The organism is Bacillus spizizenii TU-B-10 (assembly GCF_000227465.1).
GTDB classification, from domain to species: domain Bacteria; phylum Bacillota; class Bacilli; order Bacillales; family Bacillaceae; genus Bacillus; species Bacillus spizizenii.
Genome location: NC_016047.1, coordinates 1,298,600 through 1,321,284, shown reverse-complemented (window position 1 = coordinate 1,321,284; position 22,685 = coordinate 1,298,600). Strand labels below are relative to the sequence as shown.

At 45.6% G+C, this 22,685-nt stretch carries 25 protein-coding genes and 2 pseudogenes; 5 read left to right on the top strand and 22 right to left on the bottom strand.

Annotated features, from left to right (window positions below; genetic code table 11):
- Nucleotides 1-86 precede the first annotated feature (86 nt).
- The 3 genes from GYO_RS28510 to fabH all read right to left on the bottom strand — a co-directional run bounded on the left by GYO_RS28510 (nt 87) and on the right by fabH (nt 3,152).
- Entirely contained in the window at nt 87-872 is a 786-nt protein-coding gene (locus GYO_RS28510; RefSeq protein WP_014113359.1) for a DUF2268 domain-containing putative Zn-dependent protease, read from the bottom strand.
- 75 nt (nt 873-947) lie between these two features.
- Nucleotides 948-2,189 carry a beta-ketoacyl-ACP synthase II gene (fabF, locus tag GYO_RS28505; protein ID WP_014113358.1) on the bottom strand — a complete coding sequence of 414 codons (1,242 nt, stop codon included), beginning with the start codon at nt 2,187-2,189 and terminating at the stop codon, nt 948-950.
- 24 nt (nt 2,190-2,213) lie between these two features.
- Complete coding sequence (gene fabH, locus GYO_RS28500; RefSeq protein WP_014113357.1) at nt 2,214-3,152, bottom strand: beta-ketoacyl-ACP synthase III; 939 nt, start codon at nt 3,150-3,152, stop codon at nt 2,214-2,216.
- Nucleotides 3,153-3,317: 165 nt separating this feature from the next.
- Here fabH and yjzB point away from each other — a divergent pair, with 165 nt between their 5' ends.
- The gene (gene yjzB / locus GYO_RS28495) at nt 3,318-3,545 is read left to right on the top strand and encodes a spore coat protein YjzB (RefSeq protein WP_072183380.1); all 228 of its coding nucleotides are present in this window, start codon (nt 3,318-3,320) and stop codon (nt 3,543-3,545) included.
- A 29-nt stretch (nt 3,546-3,574) separates the two neighbouring features.
- Here the strand turns inward: yjzB and comZ are convergent, their stop codons facing one another.
- The 4 genes from comZ to GYO_RS28475 all read right to left on the bottom strand — a co-directional run bounded on the left by comZ (nt 3,575) and on the right by GYO_RS28475 (nt 6,200).
- Nucleotides 3,575-3,766 (bottom strand): ComG operon transcriptional repressor ComZ, encoded by a 192-nt coding sequence (gene comZ, locus GYO_RS28490; protein ID WP_003224559.1) that lies wholly within the window; start codon nt 3,764-3,766, stop codon nt 3,575-3,577.
- 14 nt (nt 3,767-3,780) lie between these two features.
- Nucleotides 3,781-4,734, bottom strand: a complete 954-nt coding sequence (gene med, locus GYO_RS28485; RefSeq protein ID WP_014113356.1) for a transcriptional regulator Med — start codon at nt 4,732-4,734, stop codon at nt 3,781-3,783.
- A 90-nt stretch (nt 4,735-4,824) separates the two neighbouring features.
- Nucleotides 4,825-5,382, bottom strand: a complete 558-nt coding sequence (locus tag GYO_RS28480) for a hypothetical protein (RefSeq protein ID WP_014113355.1) — start codon at nt 5,380-5,382, stop codon at nt 4,825-4,827.
- Between the two features lie 83 nt (nt 5,383-5,465).
- Complete coding sequence (locus GYO_RS28475; RefSeq protein WP_014113354.1) at nt 5,466-6,200, bottom strand: hypothetical protein; 735 nt, start codon at nt 6,198-6,200, stop codon at nt 5,466-5,468.
- 249 nt (nt 6,201-6,449) lie between these two features.
- On the opposite strand from GYO_RS28475, the gene GYO_RS28470 reads away from it, so the two are divergent.
- Nucleotides 6,450-6,635, top strand: a complete 186-nt coding sequence (locus tag GYO_RS28470; RefSeq protein ID WP_003224551.1) for a YjzD family protein — start codon at nt 6,450-6,452, stop codon at nt 6,633-6,635.
- A 45-nt stretch (nt 6,636-6,680) separates the two neighbouring features.
- Here the strand turns inward: GYO_RS28470 and GYO_RS28465 are convergent, their stop codons facing one another.
- From GYO_RS28465 to GYO_RS28405, 13 genes and pseudogenes are all read right to left on the bottom strand, one after another.
- Nucleotides 6,681-6,860 (bottom strand): YjzC family protein, encoded by a 180-nt coding sequence (locus tag GYO_RS28465; protein WP_003224549.1) that lies wholly within the window; start codon nt 6,858-6,860, stop codon nt 6,681-6,683.
- 85 nt (nt 6,861-6,945) lie between these two features.
- Nucleotides 6,946-7,905, bottom strand: a complete 960-nt coding sequence (gene argF, locus GYO_RS28460) for an ornithine carbamoyltransferase (RefSeq protein ID WP_014113353.1) — start codon at nt 7,903-7,905, stop codon at nt 6,946-6,948.
- Nucleotides 7,893-10,985: a carbamoyl-phosphate synthase (glutamine-hydrolyzing) large subunit gene (gene carB / locus GYO_RS28455; RefSeq protein WP_014113352.1), complete on the bottom strand. Its 3,093-nt coding sequence runs from the start codon at nt 10,983-10,985 to the stop codon at nt 7,893-7,895. Before carB ends, argF begins: the two co-directional genes overlap by 13 nt.
- A complete protein-coding gene (locus GYO_RS28450; protein ID WP_014113351.1) occupies nt 10,978-12,039 on the bottom strand; it encodes a carbamoyl phosphate synthase small subunit in 1,062 nt (353 codons plus the stop codon). Before GYO_RS28450 ends, carB begins: the two co-directional genes overlap by 8 nt.
- A gap of 69 nt (nt 12,040-12,108) precedes the next feature.
- Nucleotides 12,109-13,266 carry an acetylornithine transaminase gene (argD, locus tag GYO_RS28445; protein WP_014113350.1) on the bottom strand — a complete coding sequence of 386 codons (1,158 nt, stop codon included), beginning with the start codon at nt 13,264-13,266 and terminating at the stop codon, nt 12,109-12,111.
- Nucleotides 13,263-14,039: an acetylglutamate kinase gene (gene argB / locus GYO_RS28440; protein ID WP_014113349.1), complete on the bottom strand. Its 777-nt coding sequence runs from the start codon at nt 14,037-14,039 to the stop codon at nt 13,263-13,265. The genes argD and argB overlap by 4 nt, the downstream gene beginning before the upstream one ends.
- A gap of 14 nt (nt 14,040-14,053) precedes the next feature.
- Complete coding sequence (gene argJ, locus GYO_RS28435) at nt 14,054-15,274, bottom strand: bifunctional ornithine acetyltransferase/N-acetylglutamate synthase (RefSeq protein WP_014113348.1); 1,221 nt, start codon at nt 15,272-15,274, stop codon at nt 14,054-14,056.
- Nucleotides 15,275-15,293: 19 nt separating this feature from the next.
- A complete protein-coding gene (gene argC, locus GYO_RS28430; RefSeq protein WP_014113347.1) occupies nt 15,294-16,331 on the bottom strand; it encodes an N-acetyl-gamma-glutamyl-phosphate reductase in 1,038 nt (345 codons plus the stop codon).
- A gap of 203 nt (nt 16,332-16,534) precedes the next feature.
- Nucleotides 16,535-17,073: pseudogene (locus GYO_RS28425) on the bottom strand (MFS transporter).
- A pseudogene (locus GYO_RS28420) lies at nt 17,073-18,502 on the bottom strand (FAD-binding protein). The pseudogenes GYO_RS28425 and GYO_RS28420 overlap by 1 nt, the downstream one beginning before the upstream one ends.
- A 62-nt stretch (nt 18,503-18,564) precedes the next feature.
- Nucleotides 18,565-18,735, bottom strand: coding sequence for a YqaE/Pmp3 family membrane protein (locus tag GYO_RS28415; protein WP_003232996.1), 171 nt, complete (start codon nt 18,733-18,735; stop codon nt 18,565-18,567).
- Between the two features lie 68 nt (nt 18,736-18,803).
- The gene (locus GYO_RS28410; protein ID WP_003224525.1) at nt 18,804-19,112 is read right to left on the bottom strand and encodes a metal-sulfur cluster assembly factor; all 309 of its coding nucleotides are present in this window, start codon (nt 19,110-19,112) and stop codon (nt 18,804-18,806) included.
- Nucleotides 19,113-19,175: 63 nt separating this feature from the next.
- A complete protein-coding gene (locus GYO_RS28405) occupies nt 19,176-19,943 on the bottom strand; it encodes a prolyl oligopeptidase family serine peptidase (protein ID WP_014113345.1) in 768 nt (255 codons plus the stop codon).
- Nucleotides 19,944-20,063: 120 nt separating this feature from the next.
- On the opposite strand from GYO_RS28405, the gene yitU reads away from it, so the two are divergent.
- From yitU to GYO_RS28390, 3 genes are all read left to right on the top strand, one after another.
- A complete protein-coding gene (gene yitU / locus GYO_RS28400) occupies nt 20,064-20,876 on the top strand; it encodes a 5-amino-6-(5-phospho-D-ribitylamino)uracil phosphatase YitU (RefSeq protein WP_014113344.1) in 813 nt (270 codons plus the stop codon).
- A gap of 103 nt (nt 20,877-20,979) precedes the next feature.
- Nucleotides 20,980-21,132 carry a hypothetical protein gene (locus tag GYO_RS43955; protein WP_003239346.1) on the top strand — a complete coding sequence of 51 codons (153 nt, stop codon included), beginning with the start codon at nt 20,980-20,982 and terminating at the stop codon, nt 21,130-21,132.
- Nucleotides 21,133-21,330, top strand: coding sequence for a DUF3813 domain-containing protein (locus GYO_RS28390; protein ID WP_003239348.1), 198 nt, complete (start codon nt 21,133-21,135; stop codon nt 21,328-21,330).
- A gap of 30 nt (nt 21,331-21,360) precedes the next feature.
- Here GYO_RS28390 and GYO_RS28385 read toward each other — a convergent pair whose 3' ends face one another.
- Both GYO_RS28385 and GYO_RS28380 read right to left on the bottom strand, forming a co-directional pair.
- The gene (locus GYO_RS28385) at nt 21,361-21,816 is read right to left on the bottom strand and encodes a BsuPI-related putative proteinase inhibitor (protein WP_014113343.1); all 456 of its coding nucleotides are present in this window, start codon (nt 21,814-21,816) and stop codon (nt 21,361-21,363) included.
- Between the two features lie 18 nt (nt 21,817-21,834).
- Complete coding sequence (locus GYO_RS28380) at nt 21,835-22,677, bottom strand: YitT family protein (RefSeq protein WP_041520917.1); 843 nt, start codon at nt 22,675-22,677, stop codon at nt 21,835-21,837.
- Nucleotides 22,678-22,685: the final 8 nt, after the last annotated feature.

The window sequence follows — 22,685 nt, the reverse complement described above, 5'->3', positions numbered from 1 at the left end:
TGTATATTATTACAATCATTTTGCAAAATCAAGAATTTTTTAGGATAAATGTAATATTATTAACGAAATTCCATTATTTTATTCTTTTAAAGCGTTGCACTCAAAAAGGTTTCGGCAGGGATGGACAGCCCGTCTGCCGTGTTTGCTTTGTTGGCCGTTAAATATTTTTTTACAATATTGAATCCGACTGCGTATCCAAGCATTTTGGGCTGATATCCTTTGCCGAATAACAGCTGTGAGAATAATCGATTGTCCCGTTTGATATCCTGGTGGGGCGCAATCTTTTTGTCATATAAAGCTTGCAGCTGCTCCGGCGTATACCAAGACGTCCATTCAGCCGTTTGACTTCGGCCGAACCTCTCATAAACAGCATATTCTGCCAGCCCTTCCATGATGATTGTATCAAGTAATGTGACATCCTTTTCCTCTTTCGTCAGATGATCTAACCGGCAAACGTGGTGATATTCATGTGTTATCAGAGCAGATACCGATGCAAAATCTAAATTTGACGAGAGAAAGAGGAACATTTTGTCTTGAAAGGCGAGTCCTGATTTTGATCCGAATTCTAAACGAATTCTCTTGTTTCGTTCATCAACCGGCAGCGTGACAATTGGTACATCAGGACCATGCCATTTGTTTTTGAGGTACTGTTCTTCCTTTTGAATATGCTCGTAAAAACCTTTTTCTTTCAGCTTGGAAGCAGTCTGAATGCCCTCTTTTATGTTTTTAAACATCCCATGATGCTGAAGGTGTCCCAGAATGCCTTTCCAGTTCTTTTTCTCCACACCTGAAAAAAGCGGGACAATGTAATGGGCCAAATCATCTATTGAAGCAGCCTTCCCGAGCCAGCTATGTGTTTGTTCCACACTCATGTGATCGCCTCCCCTTTTTATTCTATGCGCACAAAAAAAACCGGCTACCCTTTAGGGGCAGCCGGTTTGGCGTGATCATGATTGGTATTTCTTAAAGATTAATGTTGCATTGTGTCCGCCGAATCCCAATGAGTTGCTGAGAACATAATTGAGATCCTGTCTGCGGGCTTCATCTGGCACATAATCTAAATCGCATTCTTCATCAGGTGTTTGAATATTGATTGTCGGCGGGATCATACCTTCTTTAATGGCAAGCACAGAGAAAATCGCTTCAATACCGCCAGCTGCTCCTAAGAGGTGGCCTGTCATCGATTTTGTAGAGCTTACCGCAAGTTTATGCGCATGCTCGCCGAATACGGTTTTAATCGCCATTGTTTCGTATTTGTCGTTGTAATACGTGCTTGTCCCGTGAGCATTGATATAATCAATTTCTTCAGGCGCGATGCCCGCATCTTTAATGGCTTCTTGCATCGCTCTCGCTCCGCCTTCACCGTCTTGTGCCGGCGCTGTGATATGATAAGCGTCTCCTGTTGAGCCATAGCCGACAATTTCTCCGTAAATCTTTGCGCCGCGGGCCAGAGCATGTTCAAGCTCTTCAAGAACGATAATCCCTGCACCTTCACCCATGACAAAGCCATCACGGTTTTTATCGAACGGGCGGCTCGCTGTTTTCGGATCTGGATTAGTAGACAGCGCTTTGTTGGCACTGAAGCCCGCGAATGACATTCTTGTCAGCGGCGCTTCAGTTCCGCCTGTGACCATAACGTCTGCATCGCCGCGCTGAATGACTTTAAACGCGTCACCGATAGAGTTCGTTCCTGTAGCACATGCTGTAACCGTACAAGAGTTAACCCCTTTTGCTCCTAATGCAATAGAAATCTGGCCTGTCGCCATATCGGGAATCATCATTGGCACGAAAAACGGGCTAACCCGTCTCGGTCCTTTTGTTAAGAAGATTTCAAATTGAGACTCTAGTGTTTCAAGTCCCCCAATGCCGGAACCTACCCAAACACCGACTCTTGGCGCGATCTCATCCGTAATCTTAAGATCTGCGTCTTCAACCGCCATTTTTGCAGCCACAACCGCATATTGTGTAAAACGGTCCATTTTTCTAGCTTCTTTTTTATCCATATAATCTTCAACATTGAAGTCTTTCAATTCAGCGGCTACTTTTGCCGGATATTCTTCAGCATCAACACGAGTGATCGGACCGATTCCGGACACACCGTTGATTGCGTTATTCCAACTTGTATCGACATCGTTGCCAAGCGGAGACAATGCTCCGAGCCCTGTAACAACTACTCTTTTTTTACTCATCTTGTGTGCACCTCTCACCTTTTTTTATCGGCCCCAGCGTATTGCAATGGCGCCCCAAGTTAATCCTCCGCCGAATCCTACCATGACGACCACATCGCCATCTTTGATTTTACCGGCTTCCAATTCTTCTACGAGAGAAATCGGAATGGATGCGGCAGAAGTATTTCCATATTTATGAACGGTTTTAGACATCTTTTCGACAGGAAGCTCCAAACGCTCACGTGCAGCTTCCATGATGCGGATGTTCGCCTGATGCGGAATCAAAAAGTCGACGTCTTCTTTTGAAAGTCCGGCTTTTTCGATGACATTAACACATGATTCTCCCATTTGGCGGACTGCAAATTTAAAAACTTCTCGTCCATTCATGATTGTATGTCGTTTTTCATTGAGATACAAGTGCTGACCGCCTGTGCCGTCTGCTCCAAGTTCAAATGAAAGGATCCCTCTGTCATCACTGACTGGTCCGACTACCGCAGCGCCAGCTCCGTCACCAAACAGAACGGCTGTGTTGCGGTCTTCCCAGTCTGTAATGCTTGAGAGCTTTTCTACACCGACAACAAGGACATGTTTGTACGTTCCGGATTCAATAAATTGTTTACCGGTGACCACCCCGTACATAAAGCCAGCACAAGCCGCGCTGATATCCATAGCACACGCTTTCTTCGCGCCGAGCTGTTCTTGAATCATACAAGAGACCGTAGGAAATGACTGATCAGGTGTAACAGTTGCAACCAGGATCATATCCAGGTCCTCAGCAGCCACTTCAGCTTGTTCAAGCGCTTGTTTTGCAGCTGCAACAGCCATATGTGATGAAAAGACGTCGTCTGCGGCGATTCTTCTTTCTTCTATTCCTGTTCTTGTACGAATCCACTCATCAGAAGTTTCAACCATTTTTTCAAGATCATGATTTGTTAAAACCTTCTCAGGGATATAACGTCCCACTCCAAGTATTCCAGCTTTCATAAGGGAAGACTCCTTTATATAGTAAATTTAGAAGATCAATCAGGTTGTGATCAATTATTAGTATCAGGTACTAATTCTATCCTATTTTTTTTCACATGGCAATATATTCGTCTAAACTATCAGTTCATCTTACTCATACAGTATGGTATATGGAAAAGGAGGCGTATACAGGTGGATATATTTTCAAAGATGATGTTCGGCGATAACGCAAAACAAAACCCAGAGAAGGAAGAAGTGGAGGAGGAGGTTTCCCGGACAAACGAAGAAGAGACGATTGATTACATGTATATTATGAACCAAATCGGTTCGATTATGAACTCTCTCGATCAAATCAAGCCCGCTCTCAAGGAGCTCGCACCTATGGTTTCCGCTATTAAAAAGAAAATCAAGTGAAAAGCCACTTTCGAAAAAGTGGCTTCTTTTTATTCGGTTTCAGATTTCGCGTCAGACTTGCCAAGCTCATAAGCTTCCGCCATTACCGTTGTAAATAGATTCATAAACGGCTGTATGGCCTCCATCGACAGCTCAATGCCTGATTTTTCAAGCTGTTCTTTCGCTTCAGGCAGATATTTCATGGCAATTTGCAAGAACTCAAGTGATTTTTCGTGCTGCATGTGACGTCACTCCATTACTCGTTTTTTGGCAGTTCGCCTGTTTTGTTGTACGTTTTGATCAGCTTGGCGATTCTTTGCTGAAAGTCTTTATCGACAAGCGGGCTGAATGTTCCCATTTCAACAACTCCCGTTTTCAGGTCGTAGTAATGATCGCCGCCTTCAAGGGTGCCTTTGTTGAATTGCTCAGCGATGATTTCATAAGCCTTGTCCACATTTTGCACCGTGCTGGTTAATACGGTATTCTCGCCCAGATCCGATTGATCTGTGACGTATCCGATGGCATAAAGGCCGTCTTTTTTGATTTGCTGAATGACAGGAACATTATACCCATCTCCGGCGGGATACACAACATCCGCGCCTTCGTTCTTCATTTTCTGATAAAGCTTTACTGCTGTCGTATCATCATCCCAATGATCCGTATATTTTGTGTTTACTTCTATATTCGGATTTTCATATTTGGCCCCTTTGATAAAACCGTCAACCTCCGGCTGCCAAGTAAAGGAAGCAATCACGCCGACCTGATTCGTTTTCGACATATGGGCAGCTGTCATTCCTCCAAAGAAACCCATTGCTTCGCCGCTGAAATGGACACTCGTCACATTATCAGCTTTTGCTTTAGCATTAGAAATGACGAATTCCATATCTGGATAATCTTCACTGACCAAGTTAAACACCTCTGCATATTCACTCCCATGGCCATAGAGAAGATTAACGCCCCGCTTATGAAAATCCTCAATCGCATTTATAATATCTTCATCTGTTTTAACGCCTTCTTTATAGTAGACATCCACATTATATTTTGATTGTATATTCAGTAATCCTTTATACCCTTTTGTGCCCCATACGAGGTCATTAATCGTATCAGGAAAGAGCATGCCGACCTTCTCAATTTTTCCTTTAAACGGAGTTTGTCCACAACCGCTTAATAAAAGGAGGACAGAAAAGATCATGACAAGCCTTGTGATCAAGTCATGTTCAACTCCTTTTGACAAGCTATAACATGTATCATTTTTATACGTTTATTGTATCTAGAAAACTCGAAACATGGAAGGTATTTCTTAATATTTGTCGAAAATTGATGAAAATTGTCTTTTCCACTCGGAAATTTTTGCTTTTGCTTCTTCTTTTGAGGTTTTTTCTGTGACTTGCAAATCAAAAAACTGATCTTTGCTATCGCGGCTTGATTCAAGCAGGAATCTCAGCAGCTCGTCAGCCACATCGTCTGTGTAATAGCCGTCTACCTCGATTTCTTCTTTCCACGGCCCATACATTTTCGGCAGGATAACCGTTTTTTCTGATTCCTTTTTTTCACGCTTTTCCCATTCTTTTCGGTCTTGTTCATATATTAATATATAGGGAGAATCAAATTGGTCTAAAGGCAAAAAGCCGCCGAACTGGATACAAATTGTATCATATTTTTGATCTCCAATGTGTTCAAGCTGGCGAAAGAGTCCATTTCTCCCAAGCCACATGAGTCTTTCTTCTAAGTACATTTGTCTCATTTCATCTTCTGTTTCCGCCAGAATGACGTCAACATGTATGCCTTCATTCATCATTCGCTCGCATAATGAAAGGCCGAAAAATTCGTCCGCACCTACAATCAGCGTTGATTCCATTGCATCTGCCGCCCTTCCGGTTTTTCTATTCCCAAAGCAAAAAACAGCCTCCGCAAAAGAGAAGGCTGTTGTTATTGTATTCTTTATAACGCTTTTTCATGACTGTGAAAGAATTTGCAGATTGAAGCATAAATTCTGCTTGGATGCTCAAATAAGTGAAATGTCATGTCGACCGGTGAACCTTGCTTTTGCTGTTTTCCCTTGAATACTTCAGCATGTACGCTGTACGGATAGGGAGCTCCGGTCATACGCTGCCATATATGAACCGGCACGCCGCTCGGATAGCTTTCAATGGTTTTGTAACGAAGCACTTCCGCTTCTTTTTCAGAAATTCCGTAGCTTTCCGATACTTCTTTTAAAAATTGCTTATAGAAAAATTTATTTTCTTTCTCTGATTCATAATGTGCCTGAAGATCGAGACAAGGATTCAACATTGCGGCTGAGCGGATATGATCCGGGGAAAAACGAAGCAGTTCATCGGCCACGAGAGCACCCATGCCTTCTGCTAAAATATGAATCTTCGGATTGAGGATTTCCTGCTTTAGCACGGAATGTATCAGCTGTTTGGCATAGGTGACCGCTTTTTCCGCACCCCAATGCCTTCCGAACAGATTGCTGTTAAAAAGAGTATATCCTTCATTCCTCAGCATGTTCAGAAGCTGATTTCTTCCGTAATGCTGAAGCCAAAAGCTTGAATTATTCCCGACAAAGTGGGTTCTGTCCCCCAAGATAAAGATGCCGAAGCCGTTCGGGCGATAGGGCAGATGAATGACATTATGCTCCGTTCCCAATTGAAAGTACCTTTCCGTTATTCCCATCGCTTGCCCGCCTCCTTTCACACTTCATCTCACGCTATCTTATGTAAAAAGAAAAGAAACGAATAAGGTAAAGTCCTAGCCTTTTACAGTTTTGGCTAATATACTGATTGATGTTTTTATATTTTACCATTAAAGTGTGACGAATTAGACTCTTTTATCACCTCACTTTCTGCTAAAATTGGATTCCCCCTTCGCTTTTTGTATGGTATGATAACTTTTAGAATAGAATGAGAAGGACGAGGTGGAAACGTGCGATATATTATTGCCTTTATTTGGACGTTCCTTTTATCACATATGGCATGCTACTTGATTGCCAGCATGAACAGCGCTGCGTATAATTTCAAAACATCATCTGTCATTGCTGTTGTACTGTATGTCTTAATCATGGTTTTAGCGGAAATCATGCCTATGAACAAAAATGCAAGCCAGCATTAAAAAGCCAAAAACCCAAAACATTTATTGTTTTGGGTTTTTTCTTGATCACGGCTTTCTTTTATATGTCCACAGCCGATTGTGATTTGATGTTTCAGGGAACATTTCTCCTGCTGACAGATGGATCTTTTGAGGGTTTTTAACCATGCTCCCCGTCTCGCCGATTTCTACGTAGACACCGTTATTAGGCGCTTTCTGCCCGGGCCGGAATTGATGCTGCTGTCCCACTGTTTTTCCTCCTTTTCCTTTTTGCTGTAGTATGCGCCTAAGCGGCTGTGAATATGTTGCCATCAAAAAAACTGCTGAGTCTGGCTCAGCAGTTTTTTGATGATTCCCCTTTGTATAAAATGGCCTTCAGCAATGCTTTTTGCACATGGAGACGGTTTTCCGCCTGCTGGAATACTGCAGAATTCGGTCCGTCAATAATCTCCGCAGTCACTTCTTCCTCACGGTGCGCAGGGAGGCAATGTAAAAATGTATAGTCAGGCTTGGCATGGCTGACAAGCGCCGTATTCACCTGATAAGGTGCAAAGACAGCGAGACGCTCTTGCTCTTCCGCTTCCTGTCCCATGCTGGTAAACACATCAGAATAAATCACGTCCGCCTCTTTTACAGCTTCAACCGGGTCAGCTGTAAGCGTGATAGAAGCGCCTGATTGAAGTGCAGCTGATTTTGCCGCTTCAACTGCTTCATCTAACACTTCGTACCCCTTTGGCGAAGCGATCGAGATATCACAGCCCATTTTCGCGCAGCCGATCATTAATGAGTGCGCCACGTTATTTCCGTCACCGATGTACGCGACTTTCACGCCTTTAAACTTCCCTTTCATTTCCTTAATCGTCAAAAGATCCGCCAGCGCCTGGCATGGATGGTATTTATCCGTAAGTCCGTTGATGACCGGAATGTCAGCTTCTTTGGCAAGCTCCTCTACCTTTTCATGCTCAAAGGTCCGAATCATGATGGCATCCACATAGCCTGACAGCACTCTAGCCGTATCAGCAACAGTCTCACCGCGTCCCAGCTGCAGATCTTTTTGGCTTAAGAAGAGGGCGCTCCCGCCCAGCTGCGCCATGCCGGCTTCAAATGAAACACGGGTCCGCGTTGATGACTTTTCAAAAATCATCGCCAAGGTTTTGCCTTGAAAAATAGGCTGGATTTTGTTTTGTTTCAGTTCACCGGCCTCTGCGAGCAAGGCGTTTATATCCTGTTCACTAAGATCCTTTAACGTTAATAAATCTTTTCCGTATAAACTGGTTTGCGTCACTGTGTGCATGATGCCACTTCCTTTTTATAGAGATCTTTGAGAGATACAGGCTGCGGATGGCCTGAACCGCTTTGTAAAAACGCCCGCACGGTTTCTTCTTCTGTAAAGACGGTGATGCCGTGCGTCATGGCTTCCAAACGTTCTTTGCGCGCTTCTTCAGAGCCGCACAGATTGATGTGGAGCGTTTTCCCTTCCTGTTCCATCCATGAGGTAAATGTCCCTTCATGAACCGTAAAACCGGCGTTTTCCGCTAACTCCTTCACATCGTCCGGCCCGTTTTGCAAGTAAATGCTTCCTTTTTGATTCCAGGCACGTGTATAGATTTTTTTCAAGGCGCTGTCGGCATCATATGCAACACACATGCCTTCTCCCGTTGATTTCATTTCCGGCCCTAGCTTGACATCCACATCCTGAATCGCATGAGAAGAAAAAACAGGGAACTTCACGGCAACCCCATGATGATTCTGAACTGCCGGGTTTACATCTTTTAAAGATGCCCCCGCCAGCAGACGTGTGGCGAGCGGGATCATCGGAACGCCCATTACTTTGCTGACAACGGGAACCGTGCGACTCGCTCTCGGGTTCACTTCAAGAACGAGAATGTTTCCATTGTCGATCACAAATTGGATGTTCATGATACCTTTAAATGAAAGCTTTCGGGCAATTTTTTGCGCGGCATCTTTTATGCCCTGCTTTAGCCCGCTTGTGATGGACGGTCCGGGAAGGATGGCAAAGCTGTCTCCCGAATGGACACCTGCCCGTTCAATGTGCTCGGTATATGTTGGGATAAAGACATCCTCACCGTCGGAAATCAAATCAATTTCGACTTCCTTTCCTGACACATACTGATCAATTAAAATCGGGTACGGCATGCTGTCCTCACCGTTCAACAGCTGAGAAAGCTGGGCTTGCGAGCCAACAATGATCATGCCCATTCCGCCGATGACGTAAGATGGGCGGATTAACACCGGATAGCCGATCTCATCAGCTTTTTCAGCGGCCTCTTCTTTTGTATATGCGATTTCTCCTTTTGCGTGGTTCAATCCAAGCTCATCAAGAAGCTGATAGAATTGATCCCGATCCTCTAACACATCGAGCGTTTCAAACGAGGTGCCGAGAAGGGTAATGCCGGCTTTTTCAAGCGCTTCAGCAGCATTGATCGCGGTTTGGCCGCCGAATTGCACGATTGCAAAATCAATGTTTTCCTGCTCCGCTACGTTTAAAATGTGCTCCGTTGTCATCGGTTCAAAATACAGGCGGTCCGCAATTTCATAATCGGTGCTGACCGTTTCCGGGTTATTGTTGATCATGATGGTTTCGAACCCAAGCTCTTGCAGTGTCAGCACGCCGTGAACAGCACTGTAATCAAATTCAACACCTTGGCCGATCCGAATCGGGCCTGAGCCGATAATCAGCGCGCGTTTTTTCTCTTTGCGGCTGATGTCCCCATCGGTCTCTCCGAAATATGTGGAGTAAAAGTAGTTTGTTTTCGCATCAAACTCAGCCGCGCACGTATCTACAATTTTGAAGGAAGGCGTAATGCCCATCTCCTTGCGAATCGCGCGCACCTCTTCTTCTGTTTTGCCGATCAGTGAGGCAATCGTTGCGTCTGAAAATCCCTTTTCCTTTGCTTTTTTCAATAATTCAGAAGAGAGATCGCTGCCAGCTTCCATCATGCGGTTTTCCAGTTTGATGATGTTGTCAAAGGTATGCAGGAAAAACGGATCAATTTTTGTTTTCTCATGAATGTCATCAATCGACACGCTGCGGCTCAATAGCTCCATGACAACGAAAAATCTGCGGTCATCCGGAGTAACTGCCAAATCCCACAGCGCTTCAATTGACAAGCCGCTGAGCTCTGGAAGGTGTGTGCCGATATTTTTCAATTCTAGGGACGCGGCTGCCTTTTGTATTGCCGCTTCTAAATTCCGTTCAATCGCCATCACTTCACCGGTGGCTTTCATTTTTGTGCCAAGCTTGCGGTCTGCGTTTTTGAATTTATCAAACGGCCAGCGCGGAAATTTGACAATGACATAGTCCAGCGCCGGTTCAAAGCTTGCGTAAGTCGAGCCTGTAAGCGGATTTTTCAGCTCGTCAAGAGTATATCCTACGGCCAGTTTTGCAGCCATCTTCGCAATCGGATAACCGGTTGCTTTAGACGCGAGAGCCGATGACCGGCTTACACGCGGATTGACTTCAATGACATAATATTGCTTGCTGAATGGATCAAGCGCGAATTGAATGTTGCAGCCGCCTACAACATCAAGTGCTGAGATGATTGTCAGACTAGCTGTCCGCAGCATCTGATAGTCTTCATCCGTCAATGTTTGTGACGGCGCCACAACGATGGAGTCGCCTGTATGCACACCGACCGGATCGATGTTTTCCATGTTGCATACGGTGATGCATGTGTTATTGCTGTCACGCATGACTTCGTATTCGATTTCTTTAAAGCCGGCAATGCTTTTTTCCACAAGGCATTGATTGATCGGGCTTGCTAATAGCGCCTGCTTGATCATAGCGGTAAAGGCTTCTTTATCAGGAGCAATTCCTCCGCCCTTTCCGCCTAAAGTGTAAGCAGGTCTGATAATGACAGGAAAACCGATGGATTCCGCAAAGCGGAGGGCGTCGGTCTCGTTATCAACAATTTCACTCTCTGGCACGGGCTGATTCAATTCGTTCATTAACGAACGGAATTTTTCCCGGTCTTCACCTTTTTGTATCGTTTCAACGGATGTGCCGAGCAGTTTGACGCCGTGCTCTTTTAAAACACCCGTTTCTTCAAGCTCCACCGCTAAATTCAACGCGGTCTGCCCGCCTAAATTGGCAAGAAGCCCATCAGGCTGTTCTTTCTTAATGATAGCTGTCAGGCTTTCTGCTGTCAGCGGCTCAAAATAAATTTCATCTGCGAAGGCTTCATCGGTCATAATGGTCGCCGGATTGTTGTTGACGAGGATCACCCGATAGCCCTCCTCCTTCAGCGCGATGCACCCTTGAGTGCCTGAATAATCAAATTCTGCCGCCTGCCCGATAATGATCGGGCCTGAGCCGATTACTAATATGCTTGAAATACTGGTGTCTTTAGGCATGTGCGATTTCTCTCCTTGCTGGTATCACATTCTTTAAATAATCATCAAAAATCCATTCGCTTTCCGCCGGCCCGGGATGGGCTTCCGGGTGAAATTGAACACTCATGACAGGCAGCTTTTTATGGGAAAGCCCTTCAACTGACGTATCATTGACATGATGAAACCTGATCGTGAGCTCTTCTTCATTTATGGACTGTTCATCAACCACATAGCTGTGATTTTGGCTTGTCATGAAGACGCGTTTCGTTTTACTGTCGATGACCGGATGATTTGCGCCCCTGTGTCCGAATGGCAGCTTGAATGTATTCCCTCCGAACGCGAGCGCGATCAGCTGATGGCCGAGACAGATGCCGAGAGTCGGATAACGGCTGACGATGCTTTTGATCTTTCCTAAATACGGCTGAATCGCTTTTGGGTCTCCAGGTCCGTTCGATAACACAATGCCGTCCGGCTTTATATCGTTGACAGCTTCCATTTGCTGATACGGCACCACGGTGACCTTGCAGCCTCGTTTGACAAGTGATGACGCGATGGACTTTTTATAGCCGAAATCGATGAGAGCGATATGTTTATTTCCGTCGCCGAATGTGCTAATTTCCTGTGCGGAAACCTGTTCTGCAACGTTCTCTGGCTGAGGGGCAATCTCAGCTGCTTCTTTAGTGGCTGTGACAGTCGCACCCATCGTTCCGTTTGAACGGATTTTTTTCACGACAGCCCTCGTATCAACATGGGTCAACAGCGGAATGTTCCATTTCTGTAAATACTCCTTGAGGCTGTATACCGCTTCATGATGAGAAAAATGATCACACGCCTCGTAGACAACCGCGGCTTTCACTTGAGGTTTCTTGCTTTCAAAATCCTTTTCATTAATGCCGTAGTTGCCAATCAACGGATAGGTAAATACGATAATCTGCCCTTTATATGATGGATCTGTCAGCACTTCCTGGTAACCTGTCATTCCTGTAAAAAAAACAGCTTCTCCCGTGCAGTTTTCATGACCGTCCAGCTCGCCGCTGAACGCTGTTCCATCTTCTAACACTAAATAACCTTCCATCTAACAGCCCACCTCTTGATGAATAATTAATTATAAAAATGAATTTTTATACCTTCATGTCAAAAAAAACTACTGGCTTACAGCGGAATGATGAGCGATTGCCTGTTTCAGCTTGCTGACAGCTTCTGCTATTTCATCCTTTGTCACGGTGAGCGGCGGCAGCAGCCGAATGACATTCGGGCCGGCCGGCAATACAAGCAAGCCTAATGTCTGCAATTCAGTAATGATGTCAGCAACAGGGCCATCACACTCAATTCCAAGCATTAATCCTTGACCGCGGATTTGTTTTACAAACGGGCTCTTTAGCTCAGCCTTGAGCTGTTCTTTTAAAAACGCCCCTTTGTCAGCAGCCTCTTGCAGAAAGTCAGGCTGGAATACAATTTGCAATGTGGCATTTACAGCAGCCATCGCCAGCATATTTCCTCCGAAAGTCGTTCCGTGAGAACCAGGGGTAAACGCTTCTCCAAGCTGTTTCTTTCCGATGACAGCGCCAACTGGAAATCCGTTTCCCAATCCTTTTGCGACTGTGATGATATCCGGTGAAAGTCCGAAGTGCTCGTATGCGAAGCCCTTTCCCGTCCGTCCGATGCCGGTCTGGATTTCATCAACGATCAGAAGAGCTTGCTTTTCCTTACAAAACGACTGTACGGCTGTTAAAAATTCAGCGCTTGCCGGATTGACTCCGCCTTCTCCCTGCACTGTCTCAAGCATCACCGCGGCAATGCCGTCTTCCTCCCCAAGAGCCTCAAAAGCGGAAGGATCGTTGTATGGCAGGTAGTGAAAGCCTTCCAGCACCGGGCCGAAGCCTGTTTTGATTTTTTCCTGTCCGGTCGCAGCCATCCCTGCATACGTGCGGCCATGGAACGACTGTAGGAAAGTGATGATTTTCGTTTTCCCGGTTGCTTTTCGGGCGAGCTTTATCGCGCCTTCATTCGCTTCCGCGCCGCTGTTGCAGAAAAAGACGAGATCCCCCGCACTGTGTGCCGCCAGCTTTTGTGCCGCTTGCTCCTGGAGACTGTTTTGAAACAAGTTGGATACGTGCCATACGCTGTCGAGCTGTTTTTTGACTGCTTCTGTAACCGTTTCATGGCAGTGGCCTAGGTTAGATACCGCAATTCCCTGAATGAAATCGAGGTAGGTTTTGCCGTTTTGATCCTCAACGTACGTTCCCTTTGCTTTTTTGATGTCAATATCCCAGCGTCCGTAGGTTTGAAACAAGCTGCTCATGAAACAGCCTCCTTTGCTTTAACAATTTTTGTACCTTGAAAGGTTTGTTCTGTGAAGAATGATCCTTTACCGTTTACGATCATGACTTCAGACACCTGATCCGATAAAGCTGACAAGGCTGAATTGACCTTCGGAATCATCCCCCCTGTGATCACTTCCTGCTTGATCAGCATTTGAACCTCCTCAGGGGTCAGGACGTCGAGACGCTGTTTTTCCTTCATGATTCCATCTACATCAGTGACGAACATCAGCTTATCGGCTTCAAGCGCTCCGGCGACAGCTGAAGCGGCCAGATCGGCATTCACATTCAGCGTCTTGCAGTCACTTGTCATAGACAGCGGCGCAATAACAGGAATGATGCCCTTTTCCATCAGCGCGTTTACCATGGATGCATCAACCTTTTTGATTTCTCCGACTTCCCCGTATGTTTCCGGATCGAGATAATCCGCCTCCAAAAGACCGCCGTCCTTACCGGAGATGCCTGCAGCACGCAGTCCGTGTTTGGCAAGCTCAGCAACGAAAAACTTATTCACAGAGCCCGATAAAACCATCTCCGCCACTTCTAACACTGGCTTCGTTGTTTTCCGCTGTCCTCCTGAAAATTCTGTTTTGATATTTAACCGTTTCAGCATATTTGTGATTTCCGGGCCGCCGCCGTGAACGATCGCCAGTTTCCATCCTGACGCCATCAGTTCTTTCAGGTTATGAAAAAATTCCTCAGACAGCTCACGGATGACACTTCCCCCGCATTTAAAAACGATTGTTTTCTTCATAATGCTCCCCTTTATTACGTGCGATAGCTCGCGTTAATTTTGATATAGTCATAGGTCAGGTCACAGCCCCACGCTCTTCCGTTCCCGTCCCCTTCATCCATCTTGATGACAATGGTGATTTCATCTCCTTCAAGGTATTCCTTGGCGAGAGATTCAGAGAATGGCTGAGGTTCGTTATGCTTAAACAGGCATTGGCCCCCGAGATAAACCTCTACTTCTTCTGCCGTCACTTGAGCTGCGCTGTGCCCGATGGCTCCGATGATGCGCCCCCAGTTGGCATCTGTTCCGTAGACCGCCGTTTTCACGAGACTAGAGCCGACAATCTTTTTGGCAATCACGTTTGCATCAAGATTGTTTTTCGCCCCGTGCACTTGCGCTTCGATTAGTTTCGTCGCGCCTTCTCCGTCTCTGGCAATCTCTTTAGCCAAATCCTCGCAAGTAAGCAAGAGCGCTTTTTTAAAGATCGGCCATTCTGGATGATCTTCCGTCAGGCACTCGTTTTTCGCGCAGCCGTTTGCCATGACCAAGACCATATCGTTCGTGGATGTTTCACCGTCAACTGTGATTTGGTTAAATGAAACGTCAGTGATTTCACGCAGCGCCTTTTGCAGCGCTTTTTCTTCGATTGCTGCATCTGTTGTGACAAACCCCAGCATCGTGGCCATGTTCGGGTGAATCATTCCCGAGCCTTTGGCCGCTCCGCCGATCGTGACTGTTTTGCCGCCGATTGTCAGCTCATAGCACGTCTGCTTGATCACTGTATCGGTTGTTAATATCGCTTCCTCAAAATCTCCTGATCCCGCAGGTGTTTGTGTCAGCAGCTTGATGCCTGCCTGAATTTTTTCCATGTCTAAATGTTCGCCGATGACGCCTGTAGATGAAACGGCGACAAGCTCCGGCTCAATGCCAAGCTGCGAAGCAAGGCTCTCACGCATTGTGTATGCGTCCTTTATGCCCTGTTCTCCCGTGCAGGCATTGGCAATCGCGCTGTTGACGATGACGGCTTTCAATGCTGCCCCATGTTTTAAGCTGTCTTGTGTAACTTTGATTGGAGCGGCTTGAAAGTGGCTTTGGGTATAAACCGCTGCACTTACGGCTGGTGCCTCGCTGATAATGACGCCGAGATCTTTTTTCGAGTAGCGTAGCCCGCAATGCACGCCCTTTGCCTGAAAACCTTTTGGCGAGGATACATCACCTGTTACTTTTACAATTTGATCTTCACTTAACTGAATCATGGTTCGATTCTCTCCCGTTCTATGGATATATTGGCGTCATGGTGAGTCCAGTCTCTTCATTCCAGCCATTCATCAAATTAAAGTTTTGCACAGCCTGACCGGCGGCACCCTTCATTAAATTATCGATTACCGAAACGATTGTGACTCTGTTCGTTCTCTCGTCGAGGGTAACGGCGATATCACAGAAATTGCTGCCGCACACTTCCTTCGTTTGCGGATACTGCCCTTTTGGCCTTACTCTCACAAAATATGAATCTTGGTAAAATTCCGAATATAAATCATGCAGGTCATCTGCCGATAGATCAGAGGTTAATTGTGTATACATCGTCGCCATGATGCCTCTTGTCATCGGAACCAAGTGAGCCGAAAATGTAATAGGCCCGAGCCCCGGCTGCCATTCTTGCAGCGCCTGTTCAATTTCCGGCGTATGCTGATGTTCATTGACTTTATAAATTTTAAAATTGTCGTTCAGCTCAGAAAAATGAGTTCCCATGGATGCTTTTCTTCCCGCTCCGGAAACACCGGTCTTCGCGTCAACGATAACGAAAGATTCATTGAGCAGTTTCTTTTGAGCCAATGGGGCGAGGCCAAGTAAAACAGCCGTTGGAAAACAACCCGGATTGGCAATGAGTTTCGCCTGTTGAATTTGTTTTTGATTCAATTCTGCGAGACCGTATACCGCCTCATGAATCACTTCCTTCGGTGCCGCTGTCCGTTTATACCACTTTTCATATTCAGCCGGCTCTTGTATCCTCAGATCACCTGAAAGATCAATAACCGGAATCCCTGCATCTGCCAGCTGCGGAGTCAATTCACTTGATACCCCGGGCGGCGCAGCAAGAAACATGATATCTATTTCGTGTTTGATCGTATTCATATCAATCGGCTTCAGCTTTTGATCCGCTAAGCTGGCAAGATGAGGATAAACCTCGCTATAGACATTCCCTTCTCCGCTGGATGAATAAAGTATACATTCCTCTGCATGAGGGTGATGTGAGAGAATCCTGACAAGTTCGGTGCCTCCATATCCTGTAGCGCCTACAATTCCTATTTTCAAAACAAGTTCACCTTCTTGGTCTTTGTGAAATTATTTAACATTATAACATGAATAAAAATTAATTCAATCGTATATTTAATATTTTTATTCATTTATAAATTTTCTGTTCAATAAAAAATCCGCTCAAAAAAAACTGCACTGATTCATCAGAAAACGTTGATCTGACGCTTTTTTCAGCCACATAAAAAAACAAGCTGACCGCATCAGCCTGTTTTCATCATCATCAATCCGCTCAAAAAATATAGAATAGAGCTTGCATAAAAAATCATTTGTACTGTAAAAAAGTCAGCGAGAAAGCCGCCGAGCATAATGGCTGCTGCTGAAAAAACAGCTGTCCAAAAATGGTAATTCCCAATCTTCTTTCCGCGCTCTCCGCTGTCTGTAAAATTGGCGATCAGCACTTTTTCTCCGTGCTTTTGCATCGCACCAAAGAGCCCTAACAGCACTTGGACGATGTACACTTGAACGACGCTTCCAATATGCGGGACATATAAAAGCAGCACGGCCATTCCCCAAGAGTTTGCAAGCAGAAAATAACGGCTGTCAAACCTTTCAGACAGCCGTCCGAGCAGCGGTAAATGAGCGCTCCGCTCAGCCCGAACAATCCGTAGGAAAAGCCGAACTGCGTGTAGCTTGAGCCGATATTTTTCACAAACAGAATATAAAACGGAAAGATTAAGCTGCTTGCAAAAAATACGCTGCTTTGTGATAATGTCAGCCATTTTAATTTGTTTTTCCCCATTATTTATACCTCTGATAAAAGTAATTCATAAAGCGCTCATCCGGGTCATACGTTCGTTTTTTCTGAAAAAACGCTTCGCTTTTCGGGTATGCCTGTCTCATTTACGCTTTTGTATGGTACGTCATATACGGCAAATAATAGCTGCTGCCGTGCTTGATGGCAGCGTCTGTCATGCGCCTGATGATCCGGGCAGTATCTGCCTGGTCTTCTTTTGAAAAGCCCTCGTTTATTAAAAGCACGAGCGAAAACATATCATCCTTCGCATAGGAAAGATCGGCTTTTTCATTTTTTTGCACGTAGCGGATCGTAATGTTCAGCAGATTCAAATCCTCGTCCGACAGTGTTTGTCTCAGGTCGTCAATATAGGACGCATACTCCTTCACCGGCACAAAGTATTCTTGCAGAACATCTGTGTTGTCATTGTTTTCATATTCGAGAAATGTTGATTCAGACCGCATGACGTTATTGCGTGAGATCTTTGTGCCGTTTTGGCTCAGAAAATAGGATTGCTGTGTGTTCCACAGCCAATGTCTTCCCCATTCATATCGCCTTGACAAGCCGAGTGCAAACTTTGTGAGCCCCGTATACTCGTCTTCTTTGAGATCGCTGTATGATGACAGCTGATCCTGATGATCAGCCAATTCATAATTCGTAACATACATGTCTTTCAGAAATCCTTTTTTCGCTGTTGAAATTCGCGCCAGATGCATTCGGACATCCGGATTTCCTTTTACGTGCTTTGTAAAATAGTCTGCGTATGCACTGTAATTCATTGTTTCAGTCTGCATGACATACAGCTCATCATCCGTCAGCTCAAGCGTTACATCAAGAATCACGCCAAAAAGACCGTACCCTCCGATGACTGCCCTGAACAAATCATCTTTTGGAGTGACGGTGACGATTGATCCGTCAGCTTTTAAAAGCCGAAATGATTTGACTGTATCAATCAGCGAGCCGTAGCGGATATCACGTCCGTGGGCATTGGCGCTGAGAGATCCTCCAATTGTAAAAATGTTTTGTGACTGCATGACTTTTACCGCGAGTCCGTATGGATTCACGTATTTCTGATGTCATTCCATGTCGCGCCGCTTTGCACTCTGATGGTTTTCTTCTCTTGATCGAACGACAGGATTTTGTTGTAGCCTGTCATGTCGAGAACGATGCCGTCCTCATAATATGTATGGCCGCCCATGGAGTGCTGGGCCCCGGCGATTGAGATCTTTATGTTTTTTCGATTTGCCTCTTTGACCGTGTCAATGAGCGTTTCCCCTTCTTGCCCTTTCACTGTCTGCTTAATTTTCACAGGCATCAGGCGGCTGACATCCGTCATCTCGCTTGTGTCTGTTTTTTGATCTGAGTGCACAGAGTACGCAAACAGGGCCGCATACGCGCCTATACAAAGCGCGAATGCAAGCAATTTCTTTTTCATGGCGCTCTCCCTGCTGTTTTTTTATGACCATTATACCATGTCTGCGCCCTCATTTTTCCAGATTATCTTCTTGCCCGTTTTTCGGCACGGCGGTCGGCGACGATAAAGCAGGCGTGAATCGCGCCCGGCAGCCAAAAGATGCAGGTCAATATGAGATTCAGCAATGCCTGAAACGGTTTTCCCGAAAACAAAACAGCAAGAGGCGGGCATAGGACAGCAAGCAGGTACATCATTTTACCTCACTCCTTTCAGTTGTAAAAAAGGACAGCCTCACAGTAAGGCTGTCCTCTTTTGTTTTGTTTTATTGAATGCCAAGCGCGATTTTCGCGTATCTGGACATTTTGTCTCTTGTCCAAGGCGGATTCCACACAATGTGAACCTCCGTCTCTTTCACTTCCGGAATGTCCGCTAATGCTTTTTTCACTTCATCAACGATAATCGGCGCTAAAGGGCAGCCCATTGATGTCAATGTCATCGTAACGTGCGTTAAGCCGTCTTCATCCATATCAACATCATATACCAAACCAAGATTCACGATATCAACGCCCAGCTCAGGATCAACAACCTGTTCCAGAGCGCCCATGATGTTTTCTTTTAATGCTTCTTCCACGTTCCCTCACTCCTTTTTTCTACAGTATAACGTAAATCCAGCCCTTCTTCACACCATTGTGCTTTATAAGTGCGTATCAAACCATTCAATCGTTTTTAACACAGCTGTCCGCGGGACTTTATGGTCAGCGTGTTCATCTCCGATAAATTGGAGGCGTTCCGGCTGTTCGCTGTAATAGGATTTGATCGTGTCATAAAATTTCCGGGTCGGCGCGTAAGGCACGACTTTATCTTTTGCGCCGTGCCAAAATAATAGCGGGCGCTGGCGCAGTTTTTCCGGCTGAAGGCTGAGATCCCGCAATTCGAGACGCTTCATCAACTCCTCTACCTTTTCTTCCGGCACGTCAATATCAATGCCCTGAGATTGAATATGGTCAATCTGCTGCTGAAACAGTTCAACGTAATTCGGACTTCCCATCAGGCTGACGCCGGCTTTTATCCAATCATAAGCAGTCAACGCGCCAAGTGTTGTGATGCCGCCCATTGATGTGCCTGCGAGGCCGATGCGGCCGCTGTCTATCAGGCCCTCTTTTTCAAAATGGGTTTTGAGTACGCCGATCTCTTCAATCTCGTTGAGGACGATGTCCCAAAAATGGCCGGCCAGCTCTTCAACAGCCATTTCTTCTCCCCGTTCACCATGGTGCAGAGCCTCCGGCAGAACGGCTCTAAAGCCCTTCTCCGCAAGCAGATAAGCAATATGAAGGTTATGTTCCTTCGCGCTTGTAAAACCATGTATAAAGATGACAAGAGGAACAGCGCGGTGCCTGTTCTCTTCCTTTACAATATGTAAAAACGGAATACCGGAAACGGTTTGATTTTCAATTTGAATCACAATGTGCCCCTCCTTAGGATAACCATAATCATAAGTGTAACATGTAGACAATAAAGATGGTAAAAAGCTACACTGTAAGTAAGGCAAAACAAGCAAATTCTAAGGTTAAAGGAGCTTTTCATGGAGACAAAACCCTATTTAATCGCTTTAGATTTAGATGGAACCTTATTAAAGGATGACAAAACCATATCAGAAAACACTCTTCGGACGATACAGCGCCTAAAAGATGACGGGCATTATGTCTGCATCTCAACGGGCCGGCCGTACCGCTCAAGTTCCATGTATTACCATCAGATGAAGCTGACAACGCCGATTGTCAATTTTAACGGAGCGTTTGTCCATCATCCGCAGGACGACAGCTGGGGACGGTATCACACCTCGCTGCCGCTTAATGTTGTCAAACAGCTAGTGGAGATCAGCGAGAGTTATAACGTACATAATGTGCTTGCTGAAGTCATTGACGACGTGTACTTTCATTACCATGATGAGCACCTGATTGATGCCTTTAACATGAACACAACGAATGTGACGGTCGGAGACTTGCGGGAAACTCTCGGTGAGGATGTTACATCCGTGCTCATTCACGCAAAAGAAGAAGATGTACCGGCCATACGCTCCTATTTATCGGATGTGCATGCCGAGGTGATCGATCATAGAAGATGGGCCGCGCCGTGGCATGTCATTGAAATTATTAAAAGCGGCATGAATAAAGCGGTCGGCCTGCAGAAAATCAGCGATTATTACGGTGTGCCGAGGGAGCGGATCATTGCTTTCGGAGATGAGGATAACGATTTGGAAATGCTTGAATTCGCAGGCTGCGGCGTTGCGATGGGAAATGGAATCGACGAGGTCAAGCAGATTGCCAACCGGACAACGGCTACAAATGAAGAGGACGGCGTGGCAAGATTTTTAAAAGAATATTTCTCACTTTAAAGACCACCCGTATTAATTTTTCCCACTCATAAACGTTACTTCGCCCCACCATACTATTGAAGACGACTCATCTCGTCAAAGTATGGAAGGGGGCAGTCTCAAAATGGGTAAACGAAGCAAATCCAGAAGGTTTATTCAGCAGGGTAAAGACTCCATCGGGCTACACGCCGCAAGATTTCCATATCGGTCTACATTAGAAGAAGCTCACCAGCATGCCGCGGCACGAGACTCGGCCGAAAGACAGGTTGAATATTAAATGAGAAACGAACTGTTTCAGCAGGCAAAATCATTTGTTCAACAGGCTGTTATGGTGACAAACGGCTTTGAGGAAGGCGATCAGGAGCAAGCGATTCTGAGAGCCAAAAATGCCGTATCTTCTGCGTATGCCAACTCGACAGATGCGGAACGTCGCCAGCTCCATCAATTTCAGGATCAGCTGGACAAACTGCAATAAAAAAAGGCTATGGCGATTCGCCATAGCCTCTTATTTGACTTCAAATTGCTGAACAGCCTGAATCCGCTTGAGATTTTCCGCTCTGCCCTTAAATGTTACCTTTACCTCGTAAGTTCCCGGCTCAGGGACTTCCTTCCACACATCAGAGAAATCATATGTTTCTCCAGGTTCCAATGTCAGGTTTTGAAAAGCCTGCGTAAACATTTTGTCTTTCGAATAACGGTATCTTTCTTTGTTGTCAGAATCATACACGACAAGTTCAAATTTTTGTCCTGTGCTGAATTGAAACTCGACAGCACGTTCGCTTTGGTTCTTCAGCGACATGTTAAACTTGATTTGTTCAGGCTCCTGAATTGCGTCAACAGATAAAACAACCTCTTGATTCTCCATTCCGCCTGATACCTCCTTATCGGGTTCTGTCTGCTCATCTTTCCCGCAGCCTATCAAAAGCAGCACGGGAAGGAGCATCACAAGCAGCCGTTTCACGACTTCCACCTGCTTTCGTCAGTCTTTTCTAAAGAAACCAAAAATCCCTGTCGTTTGAACAATGTTCGTAAATGCTTTCGGATCAACTTCTTTGACGATCTTCTCTAAATCGTACAATTCGTACCTTGTGATGACGATAATCATCATTTCTTTCTGTTCGTTCGTAAAGGCTCCTTTGGCCGGAACAGTTGTGATGCCGCGCACCATTTTCCCGTAAATGGCTTCTTTGATTTCGTCCGCTTTTTTCGTCACGATCATTGCCGTGAGCTTCATATGGCGGGTGTGAATGGCGTCGATCACCCTCGTTGTCACATACAGTGTAACCAGGGTATATAATGCTTTCTCCCAACCTTGCAATAATCCTGCCGTCAAAATGATAATCCCGTTCAGAATGAAGAAATACGTGCCGACGGGTTTATCCTTCCACTTTGCAAGCACCATGGCGACGATATCGAGACCGCCTGTTGAAGCGCCGTATTTTAATGTTAAACCGATACCGACTGCGGAAATGACGCCGCCGAACACTGCGTTCAGCAAAATGTCATGTGACAGGCTTGTTTCCGGCAGGATCCCCATAAACAGAGTAGTAAGTGCGACACTTAAAATGCTGTACACCGTAAACGATTTGCCGACCTTCAGCCACCCTAAAATACCGACCGGAATGTTTAAGAGGAACAAGAGCGTTCCCGTCGATATGTAAAAGGGGGCATATTGAACAATGACGCTTGATAAAAGCTGGGCGACACCCGTAAATCCGCTGGCATATACATCTGCCGGTATCAAAAATAAGTTCAGCCCGGCCGCATTGAGTAAAGCGCCGATGATGACGATGAGTAATTTTTTTGTTTGATCTAGTACCATGGCATGTT

Excerpts from the sequence above, each read along its gene's own strand:
- GYO_RS28510 (WP_014113359.1), bottom strand. The coding sequence starts at position 872 with ATGAGTGTGGAACAAACACATAGCTGGCTCGGGAAGGCTGCTTCAATA.
- fabF (WP_014113358.1), bottom strand. The coding sequence starts at position 2,189 with ATGAGTAAAAAAAGAGTAGTTGTTACAGGGCTCGGAGCATTGTCTCCG.
- fabH (WP_014113357.1), bottom strand. The coding sequence starts at position 3,152 with ATGAAAGCTGGAATACTTGGAGTGGGACGTTATATCCCTGAGAAGGTT.
- comZ (WP_003224559.1), bottom strand. The coding sequence starts at position 3,766 with ATGCAGCACGAAAAATCACTTGAGTTCTTGCAAATTGCCATGAAATAT.
- GYO_RS28480 (WP_014113355.1), bottom strand. The coding sequence starts at position 5,382 with ATGGAATCAACGCTGATTGTAGGTGCGGACGAATTTTTCGGCCTTTCA.
- GYO_RS28475 (WP_014113354.1), bottom strand. The coding sequence starts at position 6,200 with ATGGGAATAACGGAAAGGTACTTTCAATTGGGAACGGAGCATAATGTC.
- argF (WP_014113353.1), bottom strand. The coding sequence starts at position 7,905 with ATGCACACAGTGACGCAAACCAGTTTATACGGAAAAGATTTATTAACG.
- carB (WP_014113352.1), bottom strand. The coding sequence starts at position 10,985 with ATGCCTAAAGACACCAGTATTTCAAGCATATTAGTAATCGGCTCAGGC.
- GYO_RS28450 (WP_014113351.1), bottom strand. The coding sequence starts at position 12,039 with ATGGAAGGTTATTTAGTGTTAGAAGATGGAACAGCGTTCAGCGGCGAG.
- argD (WP_014113350.1), bottom strand. The coding sequence starts at position 13,266 with ATGAGCAGCTTGTTTCAAACCTACGGACGCTGGGATATTGACATCAAA.
- argB (WP_014113349.1), bottom strand. The coding sequence starts at position 14,039 with ATGAAGAAAACAATCGTTTTTAAATGCGGGGGAAGTGTCATCCGTGAG.
- argJ (WP_014113348.1), bottom strand. The coding sequence starts at position 15,274 with ATGATTCAGTTAAGTGAAGATCAAATTGTAAAAGTAACAGGTGATGTA.
- GYO_RS28415 (WP_003232996.1), bottom strand. The coding sequence starts at position 18,735 with ATGATGTACCTGCTTGCTGTCCTATGCCCGCCTCTTGCTGTTTTGTTT.
- yitU (WP_014113344.1), top strand. The coding sequence starts at position 20,064 with ATGGAGACAAAACCCTATTTAATCGCTTTAGATTTAGATGGAACCTTA.
- GYO_RS43955 (WP_003239346.1), top strand. The coding sequence starts at position 20,980 with ATGGGTAAACGAAGCAAATCCAGAAGGTTTATTCAGCAGGGTAAAGAC.
- GYO_RS28390 (WP_003239348.1), top strand. The coding sequence starts at position 21,133 with ATGAGAAACGAACTGTTTCAGCAGGCAAAATCATTTGTTCAACAGGCT.
- GYO_RS28380 (WP_041520917.1), bottom strand. The coding sequence starts at position 22,677 with ATGGTACTAGATCAAACAAAAAAATTACTCATCGTCATCATCGGCGCT.